The 26,592-nt window shown below is 43.6% G+C and carries 24 protein-coding genes; 15 read left to right on the plus strand and 9 right to left on the minus strand.

All coding sequences use genetic code 11. The features are described 5' to 3' along the window. The first annotated feature begins 2 nt into the window (after positions 1–2). Together ABJH64_RS15110 and ABJH64_RS15115 are read left to right on the plus strand one after the other, a co-directional pair. The gene (locus tag ABJH64_RS15110; protein ID WP_348276558.1) at positions 3–398 is read left to right on the plus strand and encodes a phytanoyl-CoA dioxygenase family protein; all 396 of its coding nucleotides are present in this window, start codon (positions 3–5) and stop codon (positions 396–398) included. A 71-nt stretch (positions 399–469) separates the two neighbouring features. Next, positions 470–1,873, plus strand: coding sequence for a sugar porter family MFS transporter (locus ABJH64_RS15115; protein WP_348276546.1), 1,404 nt, complete (start codon positions 470–472; stop codon positions 1,871–1,873). Between the two features lie 19 nt (positions 1,874–1,892). Here the strand turns inward: ABJH64_RS15115 and ABJH64_RS15120 are convergent, their stop codons facing one another. The 8 genes from ABJH64_RS15120 to ABJH64_RS15155 form a co-directional block, all read right to left on the minus strand. After that, positions 1,893–3,332, minus strand: a complete 1,440-nt coding sequence (locus ABJH64_RS15120) for a PhoPQ-activated protein PqaA family protein (RefSeq protein ID WP_348276547.1) — start codon at positions 3,330–3,332, stop codon at positions 1,893–1,895. 74 nt (positions 3,333–3,406) lie between these two features. Next, complete coding sequence (locus ABJH64_RS15125) at positions 3,407–4,561, minus strand: sialidase family protein (protein ID WP_348276548.1); 1,155 nt, start codon at positions 4,559–4,561, stop codon at positions 3,407–3,409. Positions 4,562–4,635: 74 nt separating this feature from the next. Next, the gene (locus ABJH64_RS15130) at positions 4,636–4,887 is read right to left on the minus strand and encodes a cytochrome C oxidase subunit IV family protein (protein WP_348276549.1); all 252 of its coding nucleotides are present in this window, start codon (positions 4,885–4,887) and stop codon (positions 4,636–4,638) included. Positions 4,888–5,023: 136 nt separating this feature from the next. Beyond that, the gene (locus ABJH64_RS15135) at positions 5,024–5,602 is read right to left on the minus strand and encodes a cytochrome c oxidase subunit 3 (RefSeq protein WP_348276550.1); all 579 of its coding nucleotides are present in this window, start codon (positions 5,600–5,602) and stop codon (positions 5,024–5,026) included. A 36-nt stretch (positions 5,603–5,638) separates the two neighbouring features. Beyond that, positions 5,639–7,405, minus strand: a complete 1,767-nt coding sequence (locus tag ABJH64_RS15140) for a VWA domain-containing protein (protein WP_348276551.1) — start codon at positions 7,403–7,405, stop codon at positions 5,639–5,641. 12 nt (positions 7,406–7,417) lie between these two features. Continuing rightward, the gene (locus ABJH64_RS15145) at positions 7,418–8,197 is read right to left on the minus strand and encodes a CbbQ/NirQ/NorQ/GpvN family protein (RefSeq protein ID WP_348276552.1); all 780 of its coding nucleotides are present in this window, start codon (positions 8,195–8,197) and stop codon (positions 7,418–7,420) included. A gap of 287 nt (positions 8,198–8,484) precedes the next feature. Continuing rightward, the gene (locus tag ABJH64_RS15150; protein WP_348276553.1) at positions 8,485–9,846 is read right to left on the minus strand and encodes a cbb3-type cytochrome c oxidase subunit I; all 1,362 of its coding nucleotides are present in this window, start codon (positions 9,844–9,846) and stop codon (positions 8,485–8,487) included. Positions 9,847–9,850: 4 nt separating this feature from the next. Beyond that, entirely contained in the window at positions 9,851–10,291 is a 441-nt protein-coding gene (locus ABJH64_RS15155) for a c-type cytochrome (RefSeq protein ID WP_348276554.1), read from the minus strand. Between the two features lie 670 nt (positions 10,292–10,961). Here ABJH64_RS15155 and ABJH64_RS15160 point away from each other — a divergent pair. The 11 genes from ABJH64_RS15160 (at position 10,962) to ABJH64_RS15210 (ending at position 23,313) form a co-directional block, all read left to right on the plus strand. Beyond that, entirely contained in the window at positions 10,962–11,891 is a 930-nt protein-coding gene (locus ABJH64_RS15160) for a sugar phosphate isomerase/epimerase (RefSeq protein WP_348276555.1), read from the plus strand. A gap of 30 nt (positions 11,892–11,921) precedes the next feature. Next, entirely contained in the window at positions 11,922–13,121 is a 1,200-nt protein-coding gene (locus ABJH64_RS15165; protein ID WP_348299204.1) for a Gfo/Idh/MocA family oxidoreductase, read from the plus strand. Then, the gene (locus tag ABJH64_RS15170) at positions 13,118–14,845 is read left to right on the plus strand and encodes a GMC family oxidoreductase (protein ID WP_348299206.1); all 1,728 of its coding nucleotides are present in this window, start codon (positions 13,118–13,120) and stop codon (positions 14,843–14,845) included. The genes ABJH64_RS15165 and ABJH64_RS15170 overlap by 4 nt, the downstream gene beginning before the upstream one ends. Positions 14,846–14,853: 8 nt before the next feature. After that, positions 14,854–15,561, plus strand: coding sequence for a GntR family transcriptional regulator (locus tag ABJH64_RS15175; RefSeq protein ID WP_348273664.1), 708 nt, complete (start codon positions 14,854–14,856; stop codon positions 15,559–15,561). Positions 15,562–15,565: 4 nt separating this feature from the next. Continuing rightward, positions 15,566–16,351, plus strand: a complete 786-nt coding sequence (locus tag ABJH64_RS15180; RefSeq protein ID WP_348273665.1) for an SDR family oxidoreductase — start codon at positions 15,566–15,568, stop codon at positions 16,349–16,351. 7 nt (positions 16,352–16,358) lie between these two features. Beyond that, a complete protein-coding gene (locus ABJH64_RS15185; protein ID WP_348273666.1) occupies positions 16,359–17,267 on the plus strand; it encodes an ROK family protein in 909 nt (302 codons plus the stop codon). Between the two features lie 340 nt (positions 17,268–17,607). After that, complete coding sequence (locus ABJH64_RS15190) at positions 17,608–18,396, plus strand: SIS domain-containing protein (protein WP_348273667.1); 789 nt, start codon at positions 17,608–17,610, stop codon at positions 18,394–18,396. A gap of 2 nt (positions 18,397–18,398) precedes the next feature. Beyond that, positions 18,399–19,757: an FAD-dependent oxidoreductase gene (locus tag ABJH64_RS15195; RefSeq protein ID WP_348273668.1), complete on the plus strand. Its 1,359-nt coding sequence runs from the start codon at positions 18,399–18,401 to the stop codon at positions 19,755–19,757. Between the two features lie 3 nt (positions 19,758–19,760). Then, on the plus strand, positions 19,761–20,720 hold the full coding sequence (locus ABJH64_RS15200; RefSeq protein WP_348273669.1) for an aryldialkylphosphatase: 960 nt from the start codon (positions 19,761–19,763) through the stop codon (positions 20,718–20,720). A 38-nt stretch (positions 20,721–20,758) separates the two neighbouring features. Next, positions 20,759–22,147 (plus strand): Gfo/Idh/MocA family oxidoreductase, encoded by a 1,389-nt coding sequence (locus tag ABJH64_RS15205; protein ID WP_348299208.1) that lies wholly within the window; start codon positions 20,759–20,761, stop codon positions 22,145–22,147. Between the two features lie 296 nt (positions 22,148–22,443). Beyond that, a complete protein-coding gene (locus ABJH64_RS15210; protein ID WP_348273671.1) occupies positions 22,444–23,313 on the plus strand; it encodes an NmrA family NAD(P)-binding protein in 870 nt (289 codons plus the stop codon). Positions 23,314–23,599: 286 nt separating this feature from the next. Here ABJH64_RS15210 and ABJH64_RS15215 read toward each other — a convergent pair whose 3' ends face one another. Next, the gene (locus tag ABJH64_RS15215; protein ID WP_348273672.1) at positions 23,600–23,746 is read right to left on the minus strand and encodes a hypothetical protein; all 147 of its coding nucleotides are present in this window, start codon (positions 23,744–23,746) and stop codon (positions 23,600–23,602) included. Between the two features lie 21 nt (positions 23,747–23,767). On the opposite strand from ABJH64_RS15215, the gene ABJH64_RS15220 reads away from it, so the two are divergent. Further along, positions 23,768–25,120: a hypothetical protein gene (locus ABJH64_RS15220; protein ID WP_348273673.1), complete on the plus strand. Its 1,353-nt coding sequence runs from the start codon at positions 23,768–23,770 to the stop codon at positions 25,118–25,120. Between the two features lie 773 nt (positions 25,121–25,893). Continuing rightward, positions 25,894–26,592 (plus strand): response regulator transcription factor, encoded by a 699-nt coding sequence (locus tag ABJH64_RS15225; RefSeq protein ID WP_348273674.1) that lies wholly within the window; start codon positions 25,894–25,896, stop codon positions 26,590–26,592.

The following is a 26,592-nucleotide window of genomic DNA, read 5'->3' on the forward strand; positions in this document are numbered from 1 at the left end:
CGATAACTGCTTGGATTCCTATTCAGGCAACTCCGCTGGAAATGGGACCGCTGGAGTTTTCGGCTAAAAGTCAGCAAATTGTCTTTGGAAGAGATTTGCAGATCGGTGATTATTCCGAAACCAAAATCAAGGATAATCTACGTACCAACAACTTCGAGCAGGTAATCGAAGCTTTTGATCTGGGTGAGGTGAGCTTTCACTCAGGATGGGTTTTTCATCGTGCCGGAGCGAATCAAACAGATCAGATACGCAAAGTAATGACGGTGATTTACATGGATGCTGAAGCCAAACTGATGAATCCCAAGAATGATAACCAAATCCATGACTGGAATACCTGGTGCCCTGGAGCAAAAATCGGTGAGGTGATTGACACGGAATTGAATCCGGTGGTGGGGTAGGCACAGGATTGCCAAAATCCCAAAAAGGCCTATTTTATGGTTTGATTTTCCCAAACTCACACCACAACCCCATGAAACCGACCTATACTTACAACCAAACTTATATTTGGCTAATAAGCCTCTCCGCAGCTCTGGGAGGCTTTTTGTTTGGGTACGACTGGGTGGTGATTGGTGGAGCCAAGCCTTTCTACGAGCCTTTTTTTAACATCACTTCCGCAGCAGATCAGGGCTGGGGCACGAGTTCGGCCCTCATCGGATGCATGATCGGTGCGGGGATCTGTATTCTGATTTCAGATAAGTTGGGCAGGAAAAGACTACTGATTGCTTCAGGTCTTTTATTCTCTGTTTCGGCTATAGGAACCGCATTGGCTGGGACTTTTTGGGAGTTTAATTTCTATAGAATCATCGGTGGCGTGGCGATGGGAGTTGCGCTGAATCTCTCACCGCTTTATATCGCCGAACTTTCTCCTCCTGAGAAACGGGGGAAAATGGTCACCATCAATCAGCTGCTGATCATGATCGGAGTGCTTCTGGCTCAGCTGATCAACTGGCAAATTTCCCTTGCGGACACGCAATTGGCAGACGATGCAAGTTTTGAGATGATTGCAGCGAGTTGGTCCGGGCAATACGGGTGGAGGTGGATGTTTGCAGCAGAAGCTATTCCGGCGCTGTTATTTTTTGTGTTGATGTTCTTTGTTCCCGAGTCCGTGCCTTGGCTGATCAAGAATAAAGAAGAAAATCGAGCGCGAAAAATTTTGGTGCGAATAGGAGGGGAGGACTATGCGAAGGATACCCTAGTGGAGGTGAAGACTACTCTGAAAGAAGGAGATTTCGGGCAGGTCAATTTCAAAGAACTGCTCCAGAAAAGAGTGGTTAAATTGCTCGGAATCGGTATTTTCTTAGCCTTCCTTCAGCAGTGGAGCGGAATCAATGTGGTGATTTATTATGCCGCAGACATTTTTCAAGCAGCGGGATACAATCTCAAGCAAATGATGCTGAATATTGTCGTGATTGGCGGTGTGATGGTGCTTTCGGTTTTTATCACGTTGGCTACGGTGGATAGATTTGGGCGAAAAAAGCTTCTACTTATCGGTACTGCTGCGATGGCGATTTTGTATGGTTTGATCGGGTATTTTTTCCTGATAGACCTCGGAGGAAATGCTGTTGTTCTTGCGGTATTGACTAATGTGATGTTCTATTCCTTCACTTTGGCTCCCTTGCTTTGGGTGGTGCTATCGGAGATTTTTCCTACTCGGATTCGAGGAGCAGCGATTTCCATCGGCGCATTAGCGCACTGGGTAGGGAATTTCACCCTGACGTATTTCTTTCCTGCCATACGCGAGAACTTAGGATGGGCAAACAACTTCTGGCTCTACGGAGGAATATGTGCCTCCGGGTTTTTGGTGATTTACTTGGTTTTGCCGGAGACTAAAGGCAAGTCCTTGGAGGAAATCGAGAGGGAATTGGTGGGGTGATAGCGTGACACCCCTTGAGTTATTGATTGGCAGTTTCCTGCACACGCTTCGGCTCATACTGGGAGAATGGATAAGTCCTCGGCATTACTTCCACACCACTAGTGATTTTCAGTGGAGTTTTCCCTGCAAAAGTTACTTCGATGAAATAGCCTTTAAAGCCTCTCTCAGGTTCTTGCAAAGCCAACTCGTAAGTTCCTGATTCGTTGATCTGCAATTCTTCCCCTTTCCAATTTGGACCAAATTCATCTACGCGGAAGTCTCTCGCTTCGGGATTATAGGCGGTCCAAGCTTTCACTGAAACAGGCTTGTCTGCTGGATCCAAGGTAAGTTGGATTTTGTCATCTGTCACTTTCCAATCGTATTTCGGTCTCGGGCTTTTGTTTAGAATAGAAGCATAAAAAGAAATCATATTCGGTAGTGCATCAGACTCAGAAAGGTCATGACCAAAGTTTGGAACGTATTGCATGTGTTTTTCTCCAATCAGTTCATTCCAATAAAACTCCCAACTATCTGGTTGGAAAAACTGATCCCCGGCGGCATTGATCAATAGTTTTGGCATGTCAAAATCTGCCTTGAATGAATAGGGATCTGTAATCTCCAGAAGTCGGTCAAACTCAGGCGTGCCCATCCAATCCATCACGCCTTCACTCACGTAGTCATCCACTGCAGGCGCCCAAAAACCATAATTTTTCCAATGATGATCAAAGGATTCATCGAGGTTCAACATGTCGATCACGACTGGAATAATCGCAACCACCCGATCATCTGTGGCGGCCGTTGTCCAAGTAGTCCAGCCTCGTTTGGAAGCTCCACCGATCACGAAGGAATCAAGTTTCTTTTGGTAGTTTTTCTCCACGGCATCGGTGACAGCGTCCATGCCTAGTTTGACTGCTTTGGTCATCGGAAATCTTGCAAGCCATAGCGCATCTTCATCTTTGGCTCCGCCTTCTAAGAATTTGCGCCAGCCGTAGGCAATGATGGCATCTTCTGTCCGTTTGCCGGGTGCATCGGTGAAACTGATAGGTTGAAACGGGATGTTGTGGATTTCTGCTACGATGGAATTTGTTTGCATCGCTGCGGTCACGATAAGCTGATTTGGCTTCTCTGGCATTTTGCTAGTCGTACTACCTCCTCCGATCCACATGAGGCTCGTGGTGAAAGGCGTTTTCTTTGGCACCACCACGGAGATCCAGTGCCACCATTCCGTCTGATCGACTTCGGCAGTGGTAAGCCAGTTTTGGGATACCATTCTTAGGACATGAAAATCATACTCCTCTCCCGGCACGCTGTGTACGATTTCGTAGGAAAAATCTGGACTGGGCGAGTTCACGTAATCTTTCAGCAAAGTGCTGGATCTAGTCTCTGATGCCTCAGTTTTCTTTTCCGAAGGAGAAGAACATGCTACAAAAAGCAAAAGCCCGTAAACGGCGAGGAGGAATTTTTGGGAGGTTGATTTCATGGTTTTGTAGGGTTTCTTTCTAAAATATATAGAATAACCCTAACTCCAGCGATAGGAGGCAAATGGAAATAAGCCTAGTATTCGATCTTTTTGAAGACTATCTGCTTGTATTCGTCGCGCTCATATAGAATTCCCAACTCTTTTCCCCCTAGCCAAACCAAGTCGCTGTAGGCAGTCCACGCGGTGTTTCCGGAAATATCCTTATGGTCGATTAGCAAAGGGTCAATCCAAGTCCTGCCTAGATCGGTGCTGAATTTGACAGTGAGGTCATTGCGTTGGTCAGTGCTGGCGTTATTAGAATGTGCCAAAATGGTATTACCATCCTTGTCCTCAAAGGACAAAATTGAAGCCTGACAAACGGGATCGGGAAGGTTTTCCTCGAAATATTGCTCTGACCAAGTAGTGCCACCATCCTCTGAAAAGGCGATAATTCGCTGGCGTATATCCCCGCGTTGGTTGCGCGAACTCATGATCATTTTTCCATCTGGAAGTTCGGCGGCTATGGATTCGTTGGAACCGGGAAATTCGATTGACTCGGAGATGTTGAAGGTCTCGCCATGGTCATCGGTGTAGAAGCCGTGTGCCTGATAATCCGACCAATCTGAGACTGGGTCCCCTGAAGAATGGTTTGCCGCGACGTAGATTCTGCCTTGGTGAGCTCCCTGCTGGAATTGGATGGCATGGCCCGGTGTATTGGCGTAGTGTCTCCAGTCTGCGGGATTTGCGTAGTCTGGATTGAACTCAGGATTATTTGGTTTGTGAACTTGGGCGGTGATATTAATGGGTTTTTGCCAAGTTACACCCAGGTCAAAGGACTTGATCATCCAGACTTCACGTACGCCTTTGTTCATTCGCACATCGTATTCATGGTTGTTTCCGGTGTTGTAAAAAAGGTAAACCACGCCTTGCGGATGCTCAGGATCAAAGAGGTCTAGGACAGGTGCCGGATTGCCAGCCTGAAGGTCGTCATAGTCCACTATGGTCTGAAGCGCAGACCAGGTTCTGCCTTGATCGCTGCTTCTTTTTAGTACCAGGTTGATATCTCCGTAGTCATTTGAACCGTTTACTCTGCCTTCGGCAAAAGCCAAAAGTTCCCCTGAGGGAGTGCTGATAATCGCAGGAATTCGGTAAGTGGCATGTCCTTCTTTGCCGCTTTCAAATACTAGGGTTTCTTGGGCGAAAAGGGCGGAAGAATAACATAATGCCCAAAGAAGTATCAGAATTCGCATAGGGAAAAGGAAGTAGTAAGGACTAAAAATGGGGAATTCAATCTGCCAAAACAAGCTAGTTTACACAGGGACAGTTAGGAGAAAGCGAAAAATGAAATCCCGCCTGCTAAGATCAACCCGATAAGAAGTGTAGAAACCTTCCAGAGCCCATGCGCTTTTCTCAATTCCATAAACTCAAAGGCTACTAAACCAAATTTTACCATAGCCAATCCCATCAAGGCTAAGGGAATATATCTGACCGAAATCAACTCGAAATAAGAGAGTAAACCTGTGCAAAGCGTAAGGGTAACTAGCACGACAAAACTCAAGAGAAGCGGATTTTTCATGTGTTTTTAAGTTGGTATTTAATGGCCATATAACCTGTCCCGATTTTGATCGGGAGAATCTTGCATAGTTATAATCATCCCAGTATGTGACGTTCTTCGTCATGCCTGCCTGCCTCAGGCAAACTCGATTTCATGATTACCAGATTAAATAAAGTGCCGGGAAAAGCAGGAGCCAGATCAAATCGCACATGTGCCAAAATGCGCCGACAGCTTGCAAATCCTCGGTGTCGATAGAGGAAGTAGCAGATCTCATTTTGAATAAGACTACGCCAATGATGATCAAGCCTATGAATACATGAATGAGGTGGAAGCCAGTCAGCAACCAGTAGAAGGTGAAGAAGGTGTTTTCTCCCAAACCGATTCCCAGCGAGATTTTCTCATAATACTCCCAGCTTTTCACTACTACAAATAGAAGTCCGCCCGAAGCTGTCCATACAAGCAGACGCTTAGCTCGGCCTTTGTTAGATGCCTGAAATGCATGAACCGCCGCTGCCATCGCGTAGCCACTTGAAAGAAGAATCAGGGTGTTGATCGTTCCTATTACTCGACTGAGTTGTCCACTTGACTCCCTAAATATCTCCCGCTCGAATGAGCCACTGTAGGCCAAACCAAGCATTCCCATCCCAAAGGTGATGAGTTCCAGGAAAATGATTATCCATAGCAGAATGCCTCCTGGAGGGTAAAAAAGTGGGTTTTGATATGCTTTGGTGTCCATCTTTTCCGGAATTTGCTAGCAGAATTTCCCTGCTTTTTACTGATGCTTTATTTTTTCGAAGAATTTGATGAGGGACTGCAGGAGTTCGATCGGAGTAGTGAGAATCTGATAGTGATTTTGTCCGAACATCTGGGGCAGGTAATACTTGGCGTTCGCCTCAATGGCCAGCGCGTACGAATTAATATTTCGGCTGTTTAATTCGCTCAGAGCTTGTTTGACGTCCTGAATTCCATACTTTCCTTCATACTTATCGTAGTCATTTGGCTTGCCATCCGAGATCAAAATAACCCATTTATTTGCCGTGTTTCTTTGGTCCAATCTGGCTCCAGCATGACGAAGGGAAGCACCGATCCGGGTATAACCCTGAGGTTCTACTGCGCCGATTTTCAGTTTTCCCTTGTCCCAAGACTCGTCAAAATCTTTCATCGTAAGGTAAGTGGAGAAATTCCTGGTCTTGGAATAAAAGCTATCGATGGAAAAGTCGATGTTGAATTCATGTAGGATCTCTCCGAAGAGAATAGACACTTCTTTTTCAACATCGATCACACGATTGTTGGCAGCATAGCCATCGCTGGAAAGGCTGATGTCGAGCAAGAGGATGATGGAAATGTCCTTTTCTTTTTTTCGGTTTGAGATGTAAATGTTTTCCGAGGGTGTTTTACCTGCATGCACATCAGTGTAAAAGTCTGTGATCGCATCGATGTCAAACTCTTCGCCTTGGTTTTGTCTTCGTTGCCACTTCTTTTTATTGTTGACCGAAGTGAGCATTTTCCTCAAATTCATCAGCGTGGAGGCATTTTTGGAAATGGTTTTTTGATAATAGGTAGAATCTGCCTTGAGTTGGAGACGCGGATAGACCTTGCAGAATTCCGGTTTGTACGCTCGCGTTTTGAAATCCCACTCGTCATACTTGAGGTGCAAGCCCTTTTCATCTGTCTCGGAGGATTCGCAGATGGAAGTGTTTTCGGTAAATTCCGCCTGATATACAGAGTGTGCCGTATCATCTACTCTGACGGTGAACCGCATACTGAGTTCCTCCAGCGCATCCTGATGGTCTTTTAGGTCGTCTTTTCCATCAAAATCCCGCCAGACTCCATTCGCTTCTTCGGCAGTTTCTACCTTCTCGAAGTTATGCGTCATGACGTAGTCTTCCTGTTGCTTTTTGTCCACCGTGAGACTTTTGACTTCCTCTACTGCTTTTGCTTGCAAAATGGTGGAGGGAGCGACATCCTTTCCTTTCTTGGTGTTTTTATCAAAGTTGGTTAGCGAATCGTCCTCGGCTGCATCCGGTGAACTGAACATCCATTTGCCATACAGCCAGGAGTAATCGGTCAGCTCCTTTTTTTCAGCTTTTTTCTCAAAGAAAATTTTGAAATCCTCATGGAGGTTGAAAAGAGTAAGGTATTCCTCTTCGAGATAGGAAAGGATTGCTGGCGCGCTTTCGGCGGCCATTTGCTGAGAAAGTTTCAGGTCATCCGTTTCCTTTTTCCAGTTCAATCCCAATTCCTGTTGTATGCATAGGTAGAAGGTTCTGTAGAAGTAAAATTTCAGATTTTCTTCCCAGGTGGGGAATTCTGAAAAGGCTTTGGGCAGAAAGAAGTTGTTGTTTTTATACCCTCCTTCTCGCTCTGCCGGAAATAGTTCTATGGCATTGCCTGTGATAGCTCTTGCGAGAAAAAGCAAGCGCGGCTTGACAGCATCCAATTCCACCCGATGCGCCATTTTTTCATCCGAAGCTTTTTTCTTTTTTCGAAGGAATTTGGCTACGCTCCCAAAAATCCACTCATCTAAATCCAGTCCCATTTTTTCTCTCAGTTAGATCATCAGTCCTACCAAATCCTTCAAGGCTTGGGTAGTTTGAACGTCATCAGTAAGCGGTTCCACCACCGCCACATTGATCGATAGTCTTTTTGGCAATCCGCTGTGAATAAGCTTTGCAGCATCGACAAGCAAGCGTGTTGATACCGTCTCAGCCAGTCCTAGCTCGGTGAGGTTTCTGATTTTTTGGCCTATGGCTACTAGTTTTTTAGCGGTCTCTGCTTCGATCCCGGTTTCATTTACGAGGATTTCGGCCTCTGTTTTAGGATCGGGGTAGTCGAAAGAAAGCGCGATAAATCGCTGTCTGGTGGATGGTTTTAATTCCTTAAATCCTCGCTGATAGCCGGGGTTGAAGGAAGCAACGAGCATAAAATCCTCGTGAGCTTTGATGGTTTCGTCCAGTTTGTCGATGAAAAGCTCGCGGCGGTGATCCGTCAGCGAGTGGATAGCGACGATAATATCGGGCCTGGCTTCAGCCACTTCATCCAGGTACAGCAAGGCGCCTTCTTTGACCGCACGGGTAAGTGGGCCATCCAACCACACAGTCTCGGAGCGTTTGATAATAAATCTGCCGATCAGATCCGTCGAGGAAGTTTCTTCGTGGCAGCTGATGGTAATGATTCGCTTTCCCAGTTCATGCGCCATGTATTCTACAAATCTGGATTTCCCGGTTCCTGTGGGGCCTTTCAGCAGGAGTGGAAGTTTGTTTTGGAAGGCCTGTCTGAAGACGTCAACTTCCTTGTGAGTTTCTTTATAATAAGGTGCAGTGAGAACCATGTTTAATTTTTTTGATTTTTGGAAAAGGGGCCGGGCTATTTATAAAGAATTTGATTTTGAAATTGTATCATGAAGAAGCAAAATTGACCTATTAGGCGGTTAGCACTAGGATTACCGGTACTTCAGTCGTCCGTCAACGGTCTTCCAGCCTTTCAATCAAGGAGGTTAGATTTACTTGATGATACACTGTTAATCAGATGTTTTATACTAGCCCAGCCTTACTTTTCATATTGGTTTATAGATTCCTTATTGGGTGATAAAAAACCTTTCTAACCTTTTCATTTTTTTTAACGCAGGACTTTAGCCTCCTCTTCGGTGTCTATAGTCAACGCTTCATCTGTTGGTCGGCCGTATTTAACAAACTCATAGATGTATAGAATAATACCCGTAGCGAATAAGGAAGCATTGAGCAGCATCACTACAAAGTGGATTTTCACTTCTTCCTGAGCTACCATGAATTCCATTCCCAGAATTCTTTCCAGATATACTTGCACCACACCGGCTACACCCATGGCCACTACCATACCGAGCATACCGATATTGGAAAGCCAGAAAGCAAGATGCCCGAGGAATTGATCGTGTCGTTTGCGACCAGTCATATTGGGCATGGAGTAGCTGATAATAGCCAGGACAATCATCGCATACGCTCCCCAGAATGCATAGTGACCATGCATCGCAGTGACTAGCGTTCCGTGTGTGTACAGGTTGGTCTGAGGTAGTGTGTGTGCAAAACCAAGCAAACCTGCTCCGATAAAGGAAACTATCGCTGCTCCAATCGTCCAGAATAAAGCAATCTTATTCGGATGATTTCTTTCTCCTTTTCTATACATATACACGGCGAAGAGTGCCATGGCTAGGAAAGCTAAAGGCTCCAGCGCGGAGAATATTCCACCCACTACTAACCAGATTTTGTTTACACCGATGTAATAATAATGGTGTCCAGTACCCAAGATTCCTGATAGAAAAGTCAATCCTACAATGACATAAAGCCATTTTTCAATCACCTCTCTATCCACTCCAGTTAGTTTGATGAGGAGAAAAGCTAGAATACCGCCCATGATCAATTCCCAAACTCCCTCTACCCATAGGTGGACAACCCACCAGCGGAAAAACGAATCTGTCACCTGCGAATCAAACCAAATCATGCCGGGCAGGTAGAGCAAGGCTGCGAAGACAAGACCCATGGTCATCACGAGTGCAGTGGTAGTCTGTCTTTTACCTTTGTAAAGCGTGGTGAGAATTATCCCCAAAAACAGCAGCACATTGACTACGACGAGGTAATCCAATTCCCTTGGGATTTCCAGGAATTTTCTTCCTTCCCAGATATTAAAGTGATAGCCTGTGATAGCTGCTACTCCCACGAGAGCAAGGGAAATCAATTGCACGTAGGCCAACTTCACGCTGACGAGTTCATGCTGGGCTTCTTCAGGTATAATGTAATACGCTGCACCCATAAAGCCTGTCAACAGCCAGACAACCAAGAGATTGGTGTGAACGGCGCGGGCAGTATTGAAGGGGATCCACTCATGGAGCCCGTCCATTCCGATTCGCGCAAAGCCCATAATAAACCCGTAAACGATCTGTAGAGCGAAGAGAAGCATACACAAGGCGAAAAACCAGTAGGCTACTTGTTGTGATTTATATTTCATGGATCTATCTTTTTATTTTGTCTTTAGCCAAAGGAGAAACGATTCTTTCGAATCCGTTCAGGTCGATTTCTCCTATCCATTCGAAGTAAGCCACCATCGCTTCTGCGTCTTCGTCAGACATTTCATAGGCGACCATTTGTCGGCCATTCGGTGACCAGGGCACTGGAGATTGGAGAATAGCCTTGACCATAGGGCCACCCTTTCTTTCGATTACTTTGGTGAGTTCGGGTGCGTAGTAGCCGCCTTCGCCCAGAACCGAATGGCAACCCATGCAATTGTTGGTTTCCCAAAGATGTTTTCCTTTGATTACCTGTTCGGTGATCGCTAGATGATTGGTTTGGTCATTGCTTGGGGCCAGAGAATAGATCGTCAATCCTATAAAAGCCAGGAATGAGACAGCCGTGCCCCCTAAGAAGAATGCCCGTGCTTGTGATTTTGAGAGCATATAGAGTTGGGTTAATGGTGAAATAATAAAAGATATACATGTCCTTTATTATTCGAATATAGAGGTGGAAAAATTAGATTGATAATCTGTCAAGCTCCTTTTATCAGAAATAATAAGGAACCTGATTTATATCATTTCGTATGCTGAGGGCAATCACAAAAATGGGCTCTATTAGAAGAATTTCTTTCGAGTATCTACTGGAAACAGGTGGTAAGTAGCGTTAGTCCTGCGGCTTGTAGGGAGTGGAAAAAAGTGAATAAGATTATCCGCTTTTCTACCAGTAAGGTGGAATAAGCAATGTAGCAAATGTTAAACTTAAGAATTGAGGCCGCTTCGGTCATCGGTCTTCCAACCAGATAAGCAAGGAATATAAGGTGACTGGCATTAGTGCGGATAATCCTACTAGATTAACTCTCTACTAAACAGAGATGGATTTCTAGTAAAAAACTTCTTTGCTATGCCTGAACGTCAGTCTTTTAAGCATCTTACTTCGCGTCATTTTTTAACTCATTTACACAGGAATTCTAACTTAGGTTTTCTAGGTCAAAAGTTGATTTTTTACCTGAATAGACTAGTACTCTTGTCAGGATATAAATTAATTTTTTAACTTGTCTATACAAGTTGGATTTAATACCTTGGCGATTGAATGAACAATAAACCCTATTTCCTAATGAGTAAAAATCATCAATCGAGCAGAAGAGATTTTATCCAAAAATCTATCTTGGCAGCTTCTTGTACGCTCTTTTTACCTAAGCTAGTTGGAGCAGCTTCTTTGGAAGAATTCAAAAAAGTAAAAATCAACGGCCATCTATGGGTCTATGCAAGTAAGTTTCCTCCGAATTGGGATGCCTATCCTGACTTAGAAATTGTTTTTGCTGATATGAGCTATGCTGGGCTCGATGGGATAGAATTGATGGAATCGATTCTCAGGCATGATGATGCAGTAGAGAGAATCAAAGAGCTCACCAAAAAATATAAAATTGGTGTTTCAGGCACTTCTTATGGAGTAGGGTTCAACATGTGGGATGCTAGCCAATATCAGGCAATTGCTGACGACTTGGAGTTGGTGATTCCTAGGCTGGCTGAAGTCGGAGGGACCACTTTCGGAGTTTCAGTCGGAGGCGCGGATCATCTCAAAACAGATGCTGAATTGGATGCGCAGGCAAAAATCCTAAACTTTTTGATGAAAATCTGTAAGGAAAATGGCATTGTCCCAAATCTTCACAACCATACCTACGAGGTAGAAAATGACCTGCATGATCTAAAAGGAACGCTCGCAAGAATTCCTGATATCAAACTTGGCCCTGATCTGAATTGGTTAATACGTGGAGGAGTAGATCCGGTAGAATTCATAGAGACCTATGGCGAGCAGATCGTTTACTTGCACATTCGAGATCAGTATGAAGATGGCACGTGGACAGAGTATGTAGGTCAGGGAGACACTGATTTTTCAGCGATTTCTAAAGCGCTTGAAAAGCAGAATTTTCAAGGGCAAGTAGCCATAGAACTGGCTTTTCCTAATGATTTTACGCCAAGTAACCCGCTGAAAGAAGACTGGAAAATAAGCCGAAAATTTGTTCAAAAGACCTTTGGTTGGTAATTAGATAATTAAACTTTAGACCCAAAAACAATGAATATAGCCATGTTAGGATCGGGATTTATCGCCCGATTTTATGCCACATCACTCCATGCTCAGCGACGAATAGACCGCGTGACGATGGTCTATTCTAGAAACAAGGAAAATGCGCAGCGATTTGCTCAAGACTATGGTTTTGAGGATTTTACCGATGACATGGAGGCCGCTATCAATCATCCTTCAGTAGATGTGGTGATGATTTCTTTGCCCAATCATCTACATGAAGAAGCTGTGGCCGCCTGTGCCAAAGCCAAAAAGGATGTGCTCTGCACCAAGCCGCTAGGACGAACAGCAGCAGAAGCTAAACGCATGCTTGATATAGTAGAGGAAGCAGGCATTTTCGCAGGATATCTGGAAGATTTGTGCTACACGCCCAAGTTTCTAAAATCTTTGGAAAGTGTCAAAAACGGATCACTTGGCAGAATTCTATGGACCAAATCCAGAGAAGCACATCCTGGACCCCATTCGGATTGGTTTTGGGATATGGAAAAATCCGGCGGCGGAGCGATGATCGATTTGGCTTGTCACTGCATTGAGATTGGAAGAAATTATATTGGGAAAGACGTCAAACCACTTGAGGTCATGTGCTGGGCAGACACGCAAGTTCATCCTATTGACGCAGAGGATCATGCTATCGGGATGATCAAATATGCCAATGGTGCGATTAGCCAATTTGAAGTCAGTTGGTGCTTTCGCGGAGGCATGGATCTGCGAGATGAAGTAATGGGAACAGAAGGCACGATTTGGATTAATAACTTTTTGAGGACTGGATTCGAAACCTTCACTACTGGTGGTGGAGGAGGTTATGTAGCTGAAAAAGCTGAAGTGGATAAGGGCTGGCTGTTTCCTGTCGGAGACGAAGCACATGAATTGGGTTACCCCAATATGTTCACAGATATGTTTTCGGCAATAGATGAAAAGCGCGAGCCATTGGAAACATTTTACGACGGATATGTGGTCAATGCCATCTTAGATGCGGCCTATAAAAGTGCTAAAACTAAACTGTGGGAACCTGTTGTGTTGGAAGACTGGAGAGGTGAGGAAGGAGTAATTTATGAAAAAAACACTAAATCTTACGATGACGACCATTTCTTGATCAAAGAGGAAAAGCTTCCAAATGGAGATGTGAAGCTGATCCTAAAGCATAAAATGTCAGGTGAATTAAGTCAGCGAGTACAAAAAGCTACCACATGATAGACGAGTCTTTTGATACTAAAAATATCAACCTAAACATGCGCGCCAAACAAGCAAATACCTACGACGCAATTGTGATCGGGTCAGGAATCAGTGGAGGATGGGCTGCGAAAGAATTGTGCGAAAAAGGCTTGAAAACCTTGGTGCTTGAACGAGGCCGTATGGTCGAGCATAGCAGAGATTACCCTACTGCCACGATGGCACCTTGGCAATTTGAACATAGAAATCAATTGACTCGGGAAATGCGGGAAGAGAATCCCATCGTAAGCAAATGTTACGCGTTTCAGGAAGCTACAGCTCACTTTTTCGTCAAAGATAAAGAACATCCCTACATCCAAAACAAGCCATTTGACTGGATTCGTGGCTATCAAGTGGGTGGTAAATCACTGACTTGGGGTAGATGGACTCAGCGCTGGGGCGAGCACGATTTCAAAGAAAATGAAAAGGATGGCAACGGAGTAGATTGGCCGATTCGATACGAAGATATCGCTCCTTGGTACAGTTATGTAGAGCGTTTTGCAGGTATTTCTGGCAATCGAGATGGTTTGCCTCAGATACCCGATGGTGAGTTTCAGCCACCAATGCAGATGAATTGTGTAGAGGATTATTTTAAATCATCTCTCAAACAACAGTATGCTGACCGACATTTAGTCATTTCTCGCACGGCTAACTTAACAAAGCCACTGAACGGTAGAGGAGCCTGTCAATACCGGGATCTTTGCTACAGAGGATGCCCTTTCGGCGCCTATTTCAGCAGTAATTCCACCACACTTCCGGCGGCTGAAAAAACGGGGAATATGACACTCAGGCCATTTTCTGTAGTTCATTCACTTATTTATGATACAGAAAAGGGGAAGGCTACAGGGGTGCGTGTGATCGATGCCAACACCAAAGAAGAGATGGAATATTATGCGAAGATCATTTTTGTCAATGGTTCCACGCTGAATTCTACCTTGATCCTGATGAACTCTACTTCAGATCGCTTCCCAAATGGAATGGGCAATGACAGTGGAGAATTAGGGCACAATCTCATGGATCATAATTACAATGGTCGCATTACGGCAGATTTCGAAGGCTTTGAAGATAAAAACACCTTTGGTCGAAGACCTACAGGTACCTATATGCCAAGATTTAGAAACTTCGGAAATGATGTACAATCTGAATTCTTGCGCGGATATTCCTTTGCAGCCATAGGTGGAAGAGGTCGGATAAGTGCTGCGCATGGAGATAGTTTAGGTGAACCTTTGAAAAAGAATCAAACTGAACTTGGTCCTTGGACGATGACTATGTTTGGAATGGGAGAATGCCTTCCCTATCATGAAAATCACGTAGCGCTTAGCAAAGATCAAGTGGATGAATGGGGGATGCCTCTGTTAATCATTGATGCGGAATACAAGCAAAATGAAAATGCGATGACAAAGGATATCGTGGCAAGTGGAGTAGAAATGCTCGAAAAGGCAAAATTTAAGAATGTCAACGGACAAATCCAGAACAGGAATTTTGGCTTCAATATACATGAAATGGGGACTGCCAGGATGGGTAGAGATGCAAAGACCTCTGTGTTGAATAAACACAATCAACTCTGGGGAGCAGAGAATGTATTTGTCACAGATGGGGCGTGCATGACTTCAAGCGCATGTCAAAACCCCTCTCTGACCTATATGGCGTTGACGGCTAGAGCTGCTGATTATGCCTTTTCTGAGTTGAAAAAACGAAATCTTTAAGTCGGAACATGAAAGAGACAGCAAGATATATTACCGTGCAAAAAGACCTTCGACGCTCAATTATTGAAGGGAAATATAGCGTTGGAGATTTACTTCCTTCAGAAAACGACTTGTGTAATCACTATGGAATAGCCCGGATGACCGTGAGAAATGCATTGAGCAATCTGGAAGCAGAAGGCTTGATCGAAAGACAGAAAGGAAAAGGGAGTATTGTAAAGTTGAAGCGCAAAAGTATTGAGCTGCTTTCGATCAAAGGTTTTACCGAGATCATGAAGGGAAGAGAGCATCAGATCAATACGGTGTTTCTCAAAAAACCTGGTTTTATTCCTTGGCCGAAAGATTTTTACTGGTCGCTGTCACAGGAGGAAATTCAGTCCGGGGCTATTTTTCTAAGCAGAATCCGAATGTCTGGTGAAAAGGCGATCATGATGGAGAACACCTTTTTGTCGAATAGTCAACTGGTAGGTTTTTGTGAAAATGAGTTTGTCAATAAATCACTCTTCGACACTTTGATCGTGAACCACGACATAGAGATGACAGGAGTGGTGCAAAAATTCAGAGCGATACCAGCCACCGTAGAATTAGCGAAATCTCTACAAGTGCGAGTTGGGGCACCGATTTTGGAGATTATCAGGAAGCTGACCACTAACCGTGAGGGCTTTTTTGTGTACTCCTTCGCCTACTGCAATACGGATGATTTTACAATAGAAGCTTAGGATTATGGATTTTTCAAATACAAGTTACATCATCATGGGCGGCACATCAGGCATGGGACTGGCAGCGGCTTTAGCTTTGGAAAAACAAGGCGCAAGAGTAGTCGTGGTCGGAAGAGCTGATGAGCAAATCCATTTGGCTAAGGAAAAGCTAAGTTCGTTAGCTGTAGTAGTAGCAGGAGATGCTACCAATCCAGAAACGATTGAAAGTGCGATTGAAAAAGCACACGAGAAATTTGGAGCGATCACAGGTCTATTTCATGTGGCAGGAGGGAGCGGTCGGAAATTCGGAGATGGTCCCTTGCATGAAATGACTTTGGACGGTTGGAACAAGACATTTGAAATTAATCTTACTGCTATGATGCTATCGAATCGAGCGATGGTGAATTATTTTTTAGCACATCAACAACCGGGAATGATCCTCAATATGGGGTCCGTTTTGGGATTCTCTCCTTCACCTAAATATTTTGTAACCCATGCCTACGCGGCTGCGAAAGCGGCTGTCGTAGGTTTTTCTACATCCATCGCATCCTATTACGCCAGCCATAGTATTTGTGTGAATGTAATTGCCCCAAGTTTATTTGAAACTCCAATGGCTCAGCGGGCGATGGAGGACGAGAAGATTCAGCATTTTCTCAAGTCCAAGCAACCACTCGATGGTGGCAGACCTGGACAGCCAGAAGATATTCTGAATGCTGTGTTGATGTTTTTATCCCCAGACTCCAAATTCATCACAGGCCAAGTACTGGCGATAGATGGGGGTTGGGCAATCAGCGAAGGACAATACCAATAAATAGGTGATGGATAAATACTATTTAGGAATCGATATTGGAGGCACGCAAATCAAGTTAGTTGTACTGGATGGATCTGGGAAAATTCTGCAACAAACCGAATATTCTACTCATGATTCTGATGAAAATAGCCTGGGTTGGAAAGATAAAATCGTAGCCTTAATCACTGAGAAAACACGAGAATATGCTTCTGGTGATAGCTCCAAAATGGGGTGTGGAATCTCCGCACCTGGATTGGTAGATTCGTCCAATCGTAAGACTCTTTACATGCCTGAGCGGCTTCAAGGGATTGAAGGCTTGGATTGGTCGAAGGAATTGAATCGTGAGATCGTCGTTCTGAACGACGGTCACTCCGCTTGTTTGGCTGAGTATGAAGGATTTTATAAAAAAGAAGGAATTAAAAACATGCTGATCCTAACTCTTGGAACTGGGGTAGGAGGAGGAGTAATTATCAACGGAGAATTGTTTCAGGGCGCACTTCAGCGTGCTGGTCATTTTGGTCACTCGGTAGTCGATCACATGGGCGCCAAAACGATGACGAATATGGTCGGGAGTTTGGAATATGCAGTGGGCAACTTCTCGGTAAGTGAAAGGACTCATGGGAGATACAGCACTGTCAAGGCATTAGTGCAAGCGTATGCTGAGGGAGATCCGGTAGCTTCATACTGGTGGCTGACGACTGTTCAAAAGCTAGCAACCTCATTGGCTTCATTGATCAATGCTTTTTCTCCTGAAGTGATCGTATTAGGAGGCGGAATCACGAGCGGTGCTAGAGATTTATTAATGAAGCCACTTCGGGAATTTATGGAGTTGTACGAATGGGCTCCTTCTGGAAAACCTGTTCCCATCATAGAAGCTAACTATCATGGGTTTGCTGGAGCAATTGGAGCGGCTCTAATGGCGAAAAGGCAACAGTAGGAGATGGAAAGCAGGAAGATGAAAGGGCAGCTGGAGCAAAGCCGAAGGGGTTTTCAAAGAATGGAAATTATTGTCCTCGACTTCGCTCAGACTGACACCACTATTCTGCTCAGAGTCAAACAAGTACTTCGATTGGCCTGAAGCTAACCTAGATTGAGGTCTTGACAGGTTTAAAAATCGAATCATGATTATTGCGCTTTTCTGCCAGTACTATTTTAAGAGAAATAGAGAAAAAACTCGAAAACTATAAATGAGGCCATTTCGGTCTCCTGTCTTCCAGCCTCTTCACCAATGAGAATTAGGCTGATAAACTAATTGAGAATAAATACAAAAAAACAACATGAGTTATACAAGACAATATTTAGAAAAAGGACGCGAAATCATCGATGTCGTAGCTTCTCAGGAATCTAAGATCCAAGAAGTAGCTCAGCTTTTTGCTGATTCAATTCTAAAGGGAAGACTGGTGCATCTTTTTGGATCTGGCCATAGCCGGATTATGGTAGAGGAGATGTGGCCGAGATATGGTTCCTTTCCGGGATTCAATCCCATCGTGGAGCTTTCTCTTTCTTTTCACAACCTGGTAATAGGCAGCAATGGGCAGCGTCAGGCTATGTTTTTGGAAAATGTACCAGGTTTTGCACCTAAAATCCTTAGGAATTTTGACATCACAGCTGAAGATACAGCCCTGATCATTTCATCCAGCGGATGCAATGTAGTGCCGATAGAAATGGCTGAAGAACTTCAAAAACGTAAGGTCAAAGTGGTAGCGCTCGTAAGTAGCAAGCATCTTGAAGGAAGTACCTCAAAAAGAGCAGATGGAAAAAAATTAATTGACTTCGCTGATTATGTTTTGGATACTGGTGCGCCTTTGGGAGATGCGATGATTTATTTAGATGGATTGGATACACCAGTAGCTCCGGGTTCCACCTTGGGCGGTGTATTACTTATTAATACCATAAAAGCAGAAGTGGCAGCAATCCTTCAGAAAAATGGAAAAACTCCTAAAGTACTCAGCAGCGGAAAGATCATTGGAGATGAAAAAGCTGCCGAATTATTCGAAGCCGCTTACGATGAGCATGCGCACAACATGGCGAAGCTCTATCAAAACGTAGGACCACACACTAGCTAATCATGGACTTATCAACTTCAATCGCTAAGCAATACAAAACCGATATTCTCGTGATCGGTAGTGGAAGCGCAGGTTCAATTGCGGCCATTGCTGCGGCTCAGGGAAAATATAAGGTGACTTTGGTTGAGCGCTATGGTTTTCCAGGTGGAACTTCCACGCAGATGCTGGATACATTTTATGGATTTTTCACTCCATCCGATGAGCCTAAAAAGATCGTGGGTGGATTGCCAGATCTGGTAGTCAATGAATTGAATAGAAGCGGCGATATCTTTCTCCGTCCGAATACCTATGGAGCAGGAACAGGAGTGAATTATAATCCTGAAAAACTTAAAGAAGTTTGGGACAGGTTATTAGTGAACAATGGAGTGGAGCTGTTGTATCACTGCACGCTGGTCAGTGTTGAAAAGACAGGAGAGGTTTCAGTTTGCGTGTTTTTCCACAAAGGGATTGGGTTTTTCACCATTACGGCTAAGAGAGTTATCGATGCTTCAGGAGACGCTGACTATTGCCATTGGGCTGGTTTGCCTTACGAAAAAGCAGGAGAACATGAACCCGCTCAAAGCATGACAACCACTTTCCGCATGTCCAATGTGGACCTGGAGGTATTCGAAGAAGCCGGAGGCAAGAAAATGCTCAAAGCAAAAATGGGTGAGGCGTTCGATTCTGGGACTTACCCTTTGCCACGAAAAGAGGGGTCTGCCCATGAAATGTGCCAGCCTAAATGCATCTCAACTGTGGCCGTAAAAGTGGCTGGCTACGATCCTCTGACCCCTGAGGGAATTACAGAGGCTGAGATAGAAGGAAGAAGGCAGTCCTTTATTTTTGAAGATTTTTTCAGAGCCGAAGTACCCGGTTATGAAGCTTCTAAAATCATCGGACTTTCCCATCAGATTGGTGTTCGGGAGACGAGAAGGGTATATGGAGAATACCGCCTGACAAAGGAAGATTGCATGGAAGCCAAGCAGTTTGAAGATCAGATTTTCCTTTGCGGAGCCCCTATAGAAGATCATAGAAAAGGCGCGGATGGGAGTTCGGAGACCTACTGGCAATACGTGCCAAATGGAGGGAGTTACGGGGTTCCTTACGGTACGCTGATTCCGAAGGAAAGTTTGAATACGTGGGTTGTTGGGCGTTGTTTCTCGGCAACGCATGATGCTCATGCTTCCTGTCGATCCATGGCTCAGACGATGAGTATGGGACAGGCGGCGGGTTTTGCGGCAGTTCAGTCATTGAACATGGATGTGGATGCCAAAGGTATTTCCGTCGCTGAGTTGCAAAATACGCTAATCAGCAAAGGGGCGATTTTGGAATTGCCGCGTAAGGTTGCAGATATTTCAAGAAATGGTTGGGATAAAAATTAGGTGATGGAAAAGAAGTTTTTTAGGTCAGTTTTGGGAGATGTGGATGCTGAAAACATGGGATTCACCTATTCACACGAGCATATCGTGATTGAAGATAGCTATCCGACGGCAGCTCATCCTGAATTTCTGCTGAACGACGTGGAGAAAATAGCTTCTGAGTTGAGCGAATTCTATGTCCTTGGGGGTAGGACGGTGGTAGATACCATGCCGGCTAACTGCGGGAGAAATCCACTGAAGCTTGCCGAGGTGAGCAGAAGAAGTGGCGTGCAAATCATCGCTCCGACAGGCATACATTTGGAAATATATTATCCGGAAAATCACTGGAGATATACCTACTCAGAAGAACAATTGACGGATTTGTTTATTGCAGATATCAGGGATGGAATTGATCAGTTTGATTATTCCGGGCCTTTTGTGCAGCGAACCGGGCACAAGGCTGGGCTGATCAAGCTGGCGACTGGAGATGAAAAATTCACACCGCATCAGGAGAAAATATTCAGGGCAGTGGTGAATGCTCATTTGGAAACAGGAGCGCCGATTTTGACGCATACCAATTTTGGAAGGCAAGCACTAGAGCAAGCGAGGCTATTTGACAAACTGGGAGCAAAACTGGATCATGTGGTACTTTCTCATGTGGATCGAGCGAAAGATGTAGAATACAACCGTGCTGTGCTAGATATTGGAGTTAGCGTGGAATATGATTCTGCTTTTCGCTGGAAAAAAGAGGAGCCAAATTATACGCTGAATCTGATCGAAAATCTGATCCAAGATTATCCGGATCAACTAACGCTGGGAATGGATATGGCGAAAAATGGGTATTGGAAAAGCTACGGAGGTGCGCCTGGATTAACTTATTTAATTGAAACTATTCCAGGCTTTCTAAAAGAGAAAGGATTGGAAGCCTACGCTCAGAATATTTTCTTTGGAACACCTAGAAGATTGTTTTCATTTTTCAACAGGTAAGTACTAATTAGCAGGTAGTTAAACATAACTCATTAACCATGAAAAATCAACGTAGAGAATTTCTGAAAAAAGCTGGTGGGAGCTTAGCCTTAGCTTCCGTAGGAACAAGCTTAGCCGGATCGGCTTCTGCCAAAAGTTTTCTTCTCCAATCTAAGCTAAAATCACAGGCAAATGATACAATCAGAATTGGTCTGATAGGTGCCGGAATAATTGGGCATTACGATACGGATGCGGCTTTGACCATAGATGGAATTGAGTTGGTAGCGGCCTGTGACTTATATTCTGGAAGACTGGAATATGCCAAGGAGAAGTACGGGAAAGATCTTTTCACGACTCGTGATTACCGAGAGATTCTGGCCAGACCAGATATCGATGCAGTATTGATATGCACGCCGGATCACTGGCATCAGCGAATCGCCATCGATGCGATGAAAGCCGGAAAACATGTCTATTGTGAAAAGCCCATGGTGCAGCGGATCGAGGATGGGCAGGCGATCATAGATACCCAGAAAGCAACAGGGAAAATACTTCAAGTTGGTAGTCAGCGTGCGAGTTCTGTGGCGGTGCTGGAAGCTAAAAAAGTTTTTCAGTCTGGAGCGATAGGGGATTTGACTTTTGTGTCGGCTTATTGCGATCGAACGACAGAAATGGGCGCCTGGAATTATTCCATACCCACTGATGCCAGTCCAGAAACTGTGGATTTCGATACTTTTTTGGGCTACGCCCCAAAGATACCTTTTGATGCAACCCGTTTTTTCCGCTGGAGAAATTACAGCGATTACGGCACAGGAGCAGCGGGCGATTTGATTGTGCATTTATTGACCACGCTACATACGGTCACAGACTCTAAAGGTCCAAATAAGATCTTCAGTGCGGGAGATTTGAAATTTTGGAAGGATGGACGAGATGCTTATGATGTGATTAATGCATTGATGACCTATCCAAAGACTGAGCAACATGATTCCTTTCAGGTAACTACCCGAGTAAATCTCTGTGATGGAGAGGGCAACGGTCAGTTTGGTTTAAAGCTTGTCGGCACAGAGGGAGTCATAACGATAGGTTGGAATGATTATACACTTCAGACGCTAAAGAGAGATGTGGCGCCTGGATTCGGTGGATATGATTCATTTACAAGTTTTTCAGCCGAAGAAAAAAAGGATTTCAAGAAGTGGTACGTGGACAAGTATGGTGATGAAAAGGGAGGGGGATTCAATAAAAATGAGCCAGTTAGATTCGAAGCAGCAGCAGGATATGACGATAGAGTAGATCACATGATCACCTTTTTCAATGGTGTGAGAACGGGTTCGCCGATTTTGGAGGATGCTGAATTTGGGCTCAGAGCAGCAGCACCTTCACTTGCTTGTAATCTAAGTATTGCCCGGGAAAAGCCAATTCTTTGGGATCCGGTGGGGATGAAGTTGGTTTAAGAGTATCGTTTTTTATAGCGGAACTCATTCTTCTTCTCTTTGAAATATCCTTGATCGTAAAATCATTAGGCTATGGAAAATGCTTAACGCCATACTACTTTCATTCTTCACATCAATTTTGGGGAATCACCTTTTCCCAAAAACCACTTTGATAAACTAACGCCGACCACGGATTAGTTTCCTGATGTGGATATGTATAGAACTATGGAATTCTAGTTGGAGTTAAAAAAGCAACCATTTACCCCTAGTTCTAGGAATCTCACTATGTTCCCAACTTTATTCCTCTTTCATTCAATATGACAAATATTTTAATTACCGGAGCCACAGGAAATATTGGCAGTGAAGTAATCCAGTTTTTAATGGAAAAGGAAACTGGTTTGGATGTAATTGCCGCAGTTCGTGATATACAGAAATCAGAGAAGGCTTTTTCTGGCAATGAGCAATTGAAGTTTGTCAAGTTTGATTTTGAAGAGAAAGAAACTTTTAAAGCCGCATTCACTAGTATCGATATACTTTTTCTCCTTCGACCCCCTCAACTAGCTGATGTAGATCGTTACTTTGATCCGCTTCTGAAAGAGGCAAAAGAAGCAGGAATAAACAAGATCGTTTTTCTCTCGGTGCAGGGGGCTGAGCTGAGTAAAGTTATTCCCCACAACAAGATTGAGCGTCTGATCAAATCTTATGGCTTTGAGTATATTTTCGTCCGTCCGAGCTATTTCATGCAGAACCTCACGACCACTTTGTTACCCGAAATAAAGAAGGATCATCGGATTACACTTCCGTCGGGAAATGCAAAGTTCAATTGGGTAGATGTAGTAAGTATTGGAGAAGCTTCGGCGGTTTTGATTTCTCGGTTTGAAGAGTTCAAGAATAAAGCATTTGAAATTACTGGAAATGAAAACCTGAATTTTAAAGCGGTGACGGAATTAATGAGTGATGTGCTTGATAGAAAAATAGAGTTTATTAGCCTTAATCCTGTTAGTTTTTATTTCAAAAAGAAAAAGCAAGGAACACCGAGCGATTTCGCTTTGGTGATGACGATGCTTCATTTTTTACCAAGGATACAAGGAGAGCCTACTATTTCCGATGCCTTTTTTCAGTTGACGGGAAAGCAACCGAGCACATTGAAGGAGTTCTTGGAGCGGGAAAAGGCAGTTTTAACCTAATGCCTTTAAAACCAATTTTATAGTTGATTAGATTTAATGGGAAGCTGTATTTCAACTACCATCGCAAGTATCAAATACGAGAGAGTTGGGTGAGTTCGATATGTTTGGAATACCTAGTTTAACAGAGCAGCGGGTCAAAAACTTAGGACACAGCTGGAAAAGGATAGATCCGATCAGTAGGTAAAGAGAACATGATGTAAATCGCGCAGGAGATCAATAAGCTCTTGTTGTGTCAGGTGAGGTCAAAATAGTTAGGAAGTCTAGGCCTTTTGTTAATTGAAAAAAATCATAAGTATATCTGCCATTTTACCTGCAAAGCGGCAAAAGTATCATAGAAAATATCAAACTTAGGAATAGAGGCCGCTTCGGTCACCAGTCTTCTGACATGATTGACAAAGATTGTAAGGCGACTGGCATCAGTGCGGATGATCATAAAAATTTAAATCAATAAGTAATGACTGTTTTCGCATTAGTCCTATCCAATAGTAGTTTAAAATCTCATCGTGTATTTTTTACACTTATTCTATTTCTCGTAGGTGTTCCATCATTTGGAAGTCAACTTTTGGATTCTATCCACAAAAAAGAATCATGGGTTCAAGATACGCTGATAGACCTTTCTTCAACAGTAAAAGTGGAGCGGATCACAGCTAGTGATGGTCAATATTGGTTTGGCTATTACGACAAATTGCAGACCGATCCCTCTGGTCGGTATGTGCTAGGGATGAAAGTGGATTCTATCTTTCGATCTCCCACAGCAGAAGACACTTTGCGAATTGGGATTATTGATTTAGAAAATGGGAATAAGTGGGAGGAAATCGGAACGAGCACTGCGTGGGGCTGGCAGCAGGGATGCATGCTTCAGTGGATACCAGGTTCTGATGAAGAGGTGATTTGGAATGATAGGGAAAATGGAGCGTTTATTTCAAGGGTTTTTAATGTAAAAACTGGCGAGAATCGCACATTACCCAAGCCAATCTATGCGTTGAGTCCTGACGGTACTTTTGCCGTAGGCACCGAATTCAATAGAATTCAAAATATGAGACCTGGCTATGGCTATCCTGGAATTGCTGATCCTTACATCAATGAGAAAGCTCCAGCTGAGATTGGTATTTATAAAATGGATTTGAAAACAGGAGAATCAAACATGATTATCTCTCTAGCCGAAATAGCTGAAATGCCCAATGCAGAGGGGAAAATTGACTCAAAATATTTCCATTATTTCAATCACCTTCTGGTGAGTCCGGATAGTAAGAGACTGGTTTTTTTGCACAGGTATAAAACTTATGACCCAAAGGTTGGCAGCACAGGCGGTGGATTTATCACAAGAATGATCACTGCAAATGTAGATGGGTCAGATATTTACCTTTTAGATCCATCTGGATTTACCTCTCATTTTATCTGGAAAAACTCCGACCAAATCACCGCATGGACTAAGCCAGCAGGAAGGAAAGAAGCGTTTTATAGATTTACTGATAAAACTGATCAAGTGGAAATTGTAGGAGAATATGCCATGCCTGTCAATGGACACAATACTTATGTGCCTAATACTAATTATGAGTGGATCATCAACGACAGCTATCCACAGGGAGAAGATCGACTACAGATACTTTATCTCTATCATGTTACTACCAACAAAAAGGTGGTAGTAGGGAATTTCTACGAGCCTGCCCATTTCAAAGGAGAATGGCGCTGCGATCTGCATCCAAGGGTTAGTCAGAACGGTGACTACCTCATTTTTGATTCTACTCATGAGGGAGGAAAAAGGAGTATGTATAAGGTGGAAATAGGTTTTATTAAGGAAATGTGACTTTTGTTTACTTTTCATGAGGAGCATTGAGTACATACAAATCCTCAAACTTAAGAATCATGAATTGGAGTTTAAACAGTAGAATTATTATAGACGACCAGGTATATTCATAAATTCACTTCTCTAAATCTATCATTTCAACTATGCAATGATGAGTTTTTTACCTGTTTGAGTTACTTTAATTGGGTTATTTCTCCTTAAATACTTGAGTATGAGGCATAGTGCATTCAACTTGGAGAGTTGTGATGGGTCTAAGGTTAACTAAAATCGGGTGACCTTTACCTGAGCCAAGCCAGAAATAAAACATAGGGCGCCTCGGAGTTATATTTTTGGGCTATCTTTTCTGACACGGTTAGAACCTAAGCTACAATTGTCACTACAAGCAGGAGATCCAAGAAACATTCAAAGAACGATTAGTAATTCAGCCTTCCCCGATTTGAAATCAAGTTTTGAAAGACAAATAGCTAATTGTCATTCACAAACTATTGCTCCTTTGAATTTTATTTTGTTTGTATTTTGAGAAGGAAATGGAGGTTAAATAGCCATTGTGATAGTTTCGTGATGAATAGAATATAGATTCCACACTCATAATATTTTTCAGATGAATTCGAGCCTGCCTGAGGCAGACAGGCCTGCCTGAGGCAGACAGGCCTGCCTGAGGCAGGCAGGCATGACGAAGAACGTCACATACTGGGATGATTATAACTATGCAAGATTCTCCCGATGAAAATCGGGACAGGCTATGTGGCCTTTAAAATTAAAATTATAAATACGTGAAAAAAGTACTAATAGTAGAAGACGATCCCAATATCAGCCAGCTAATCCAAATTCATTTGAAGGATCTGCACTATGAAATTAATGTAAAAAATAATGGTAGGGAAGGTTTTGAAGAAGCAAATACTAGTGGTTATGATCTTATTATTCTAGATATTATGCTTCCAGAAATGGATGGTTTAGCCATTTGCCAACGATTGAGAGCTTTGGATAATTTTACTCCAATTCTGATGATTACTGCAAAATCAGAGGAAATAGACAAAGTAATTGGATTGGAGTCTGGCGCTGATGATTACATCACCAAGCCATTTAAGATCCGGGAATTTATCGCCAGAGTCAAAGCCATCATGCGGCGCCAGGATCAGTTTGCCCTACTGTCGGCGAATGATGTCAAATTGATCAAATTCCAAGCTCTGGAAATAGATGAAAAAAAGAGGAAAGTGATACTATCAGGCAAGCGTATGAATCTTACTCCTAAAGAATTTGATCTCTTGGTACTTATGGCGAAAAATCCTGGGAGAAGTTATTCTCGCTCGGAACTTCTCGAGCTTATCTGGGGATATGATTTTTCTGGCTACGAGCATACTGTCAATGCACATATCAATCGTCTCAGAGCTAAGGTTGAAGTAGATCCTAATAACCCTATCTATATTCTTACTTCCTGGGGAATAGGGTATCGATTCAATGATGAATTTTAA

Origin of the sequence: Algoriphagus sp., assembly GCF_039969895.1 — a bacterium.
GTDB lineage: Bacteria > Bacteroidota > Bacteroidia > Cytophagales > Cyclobacteriaceae > Algoriphagus.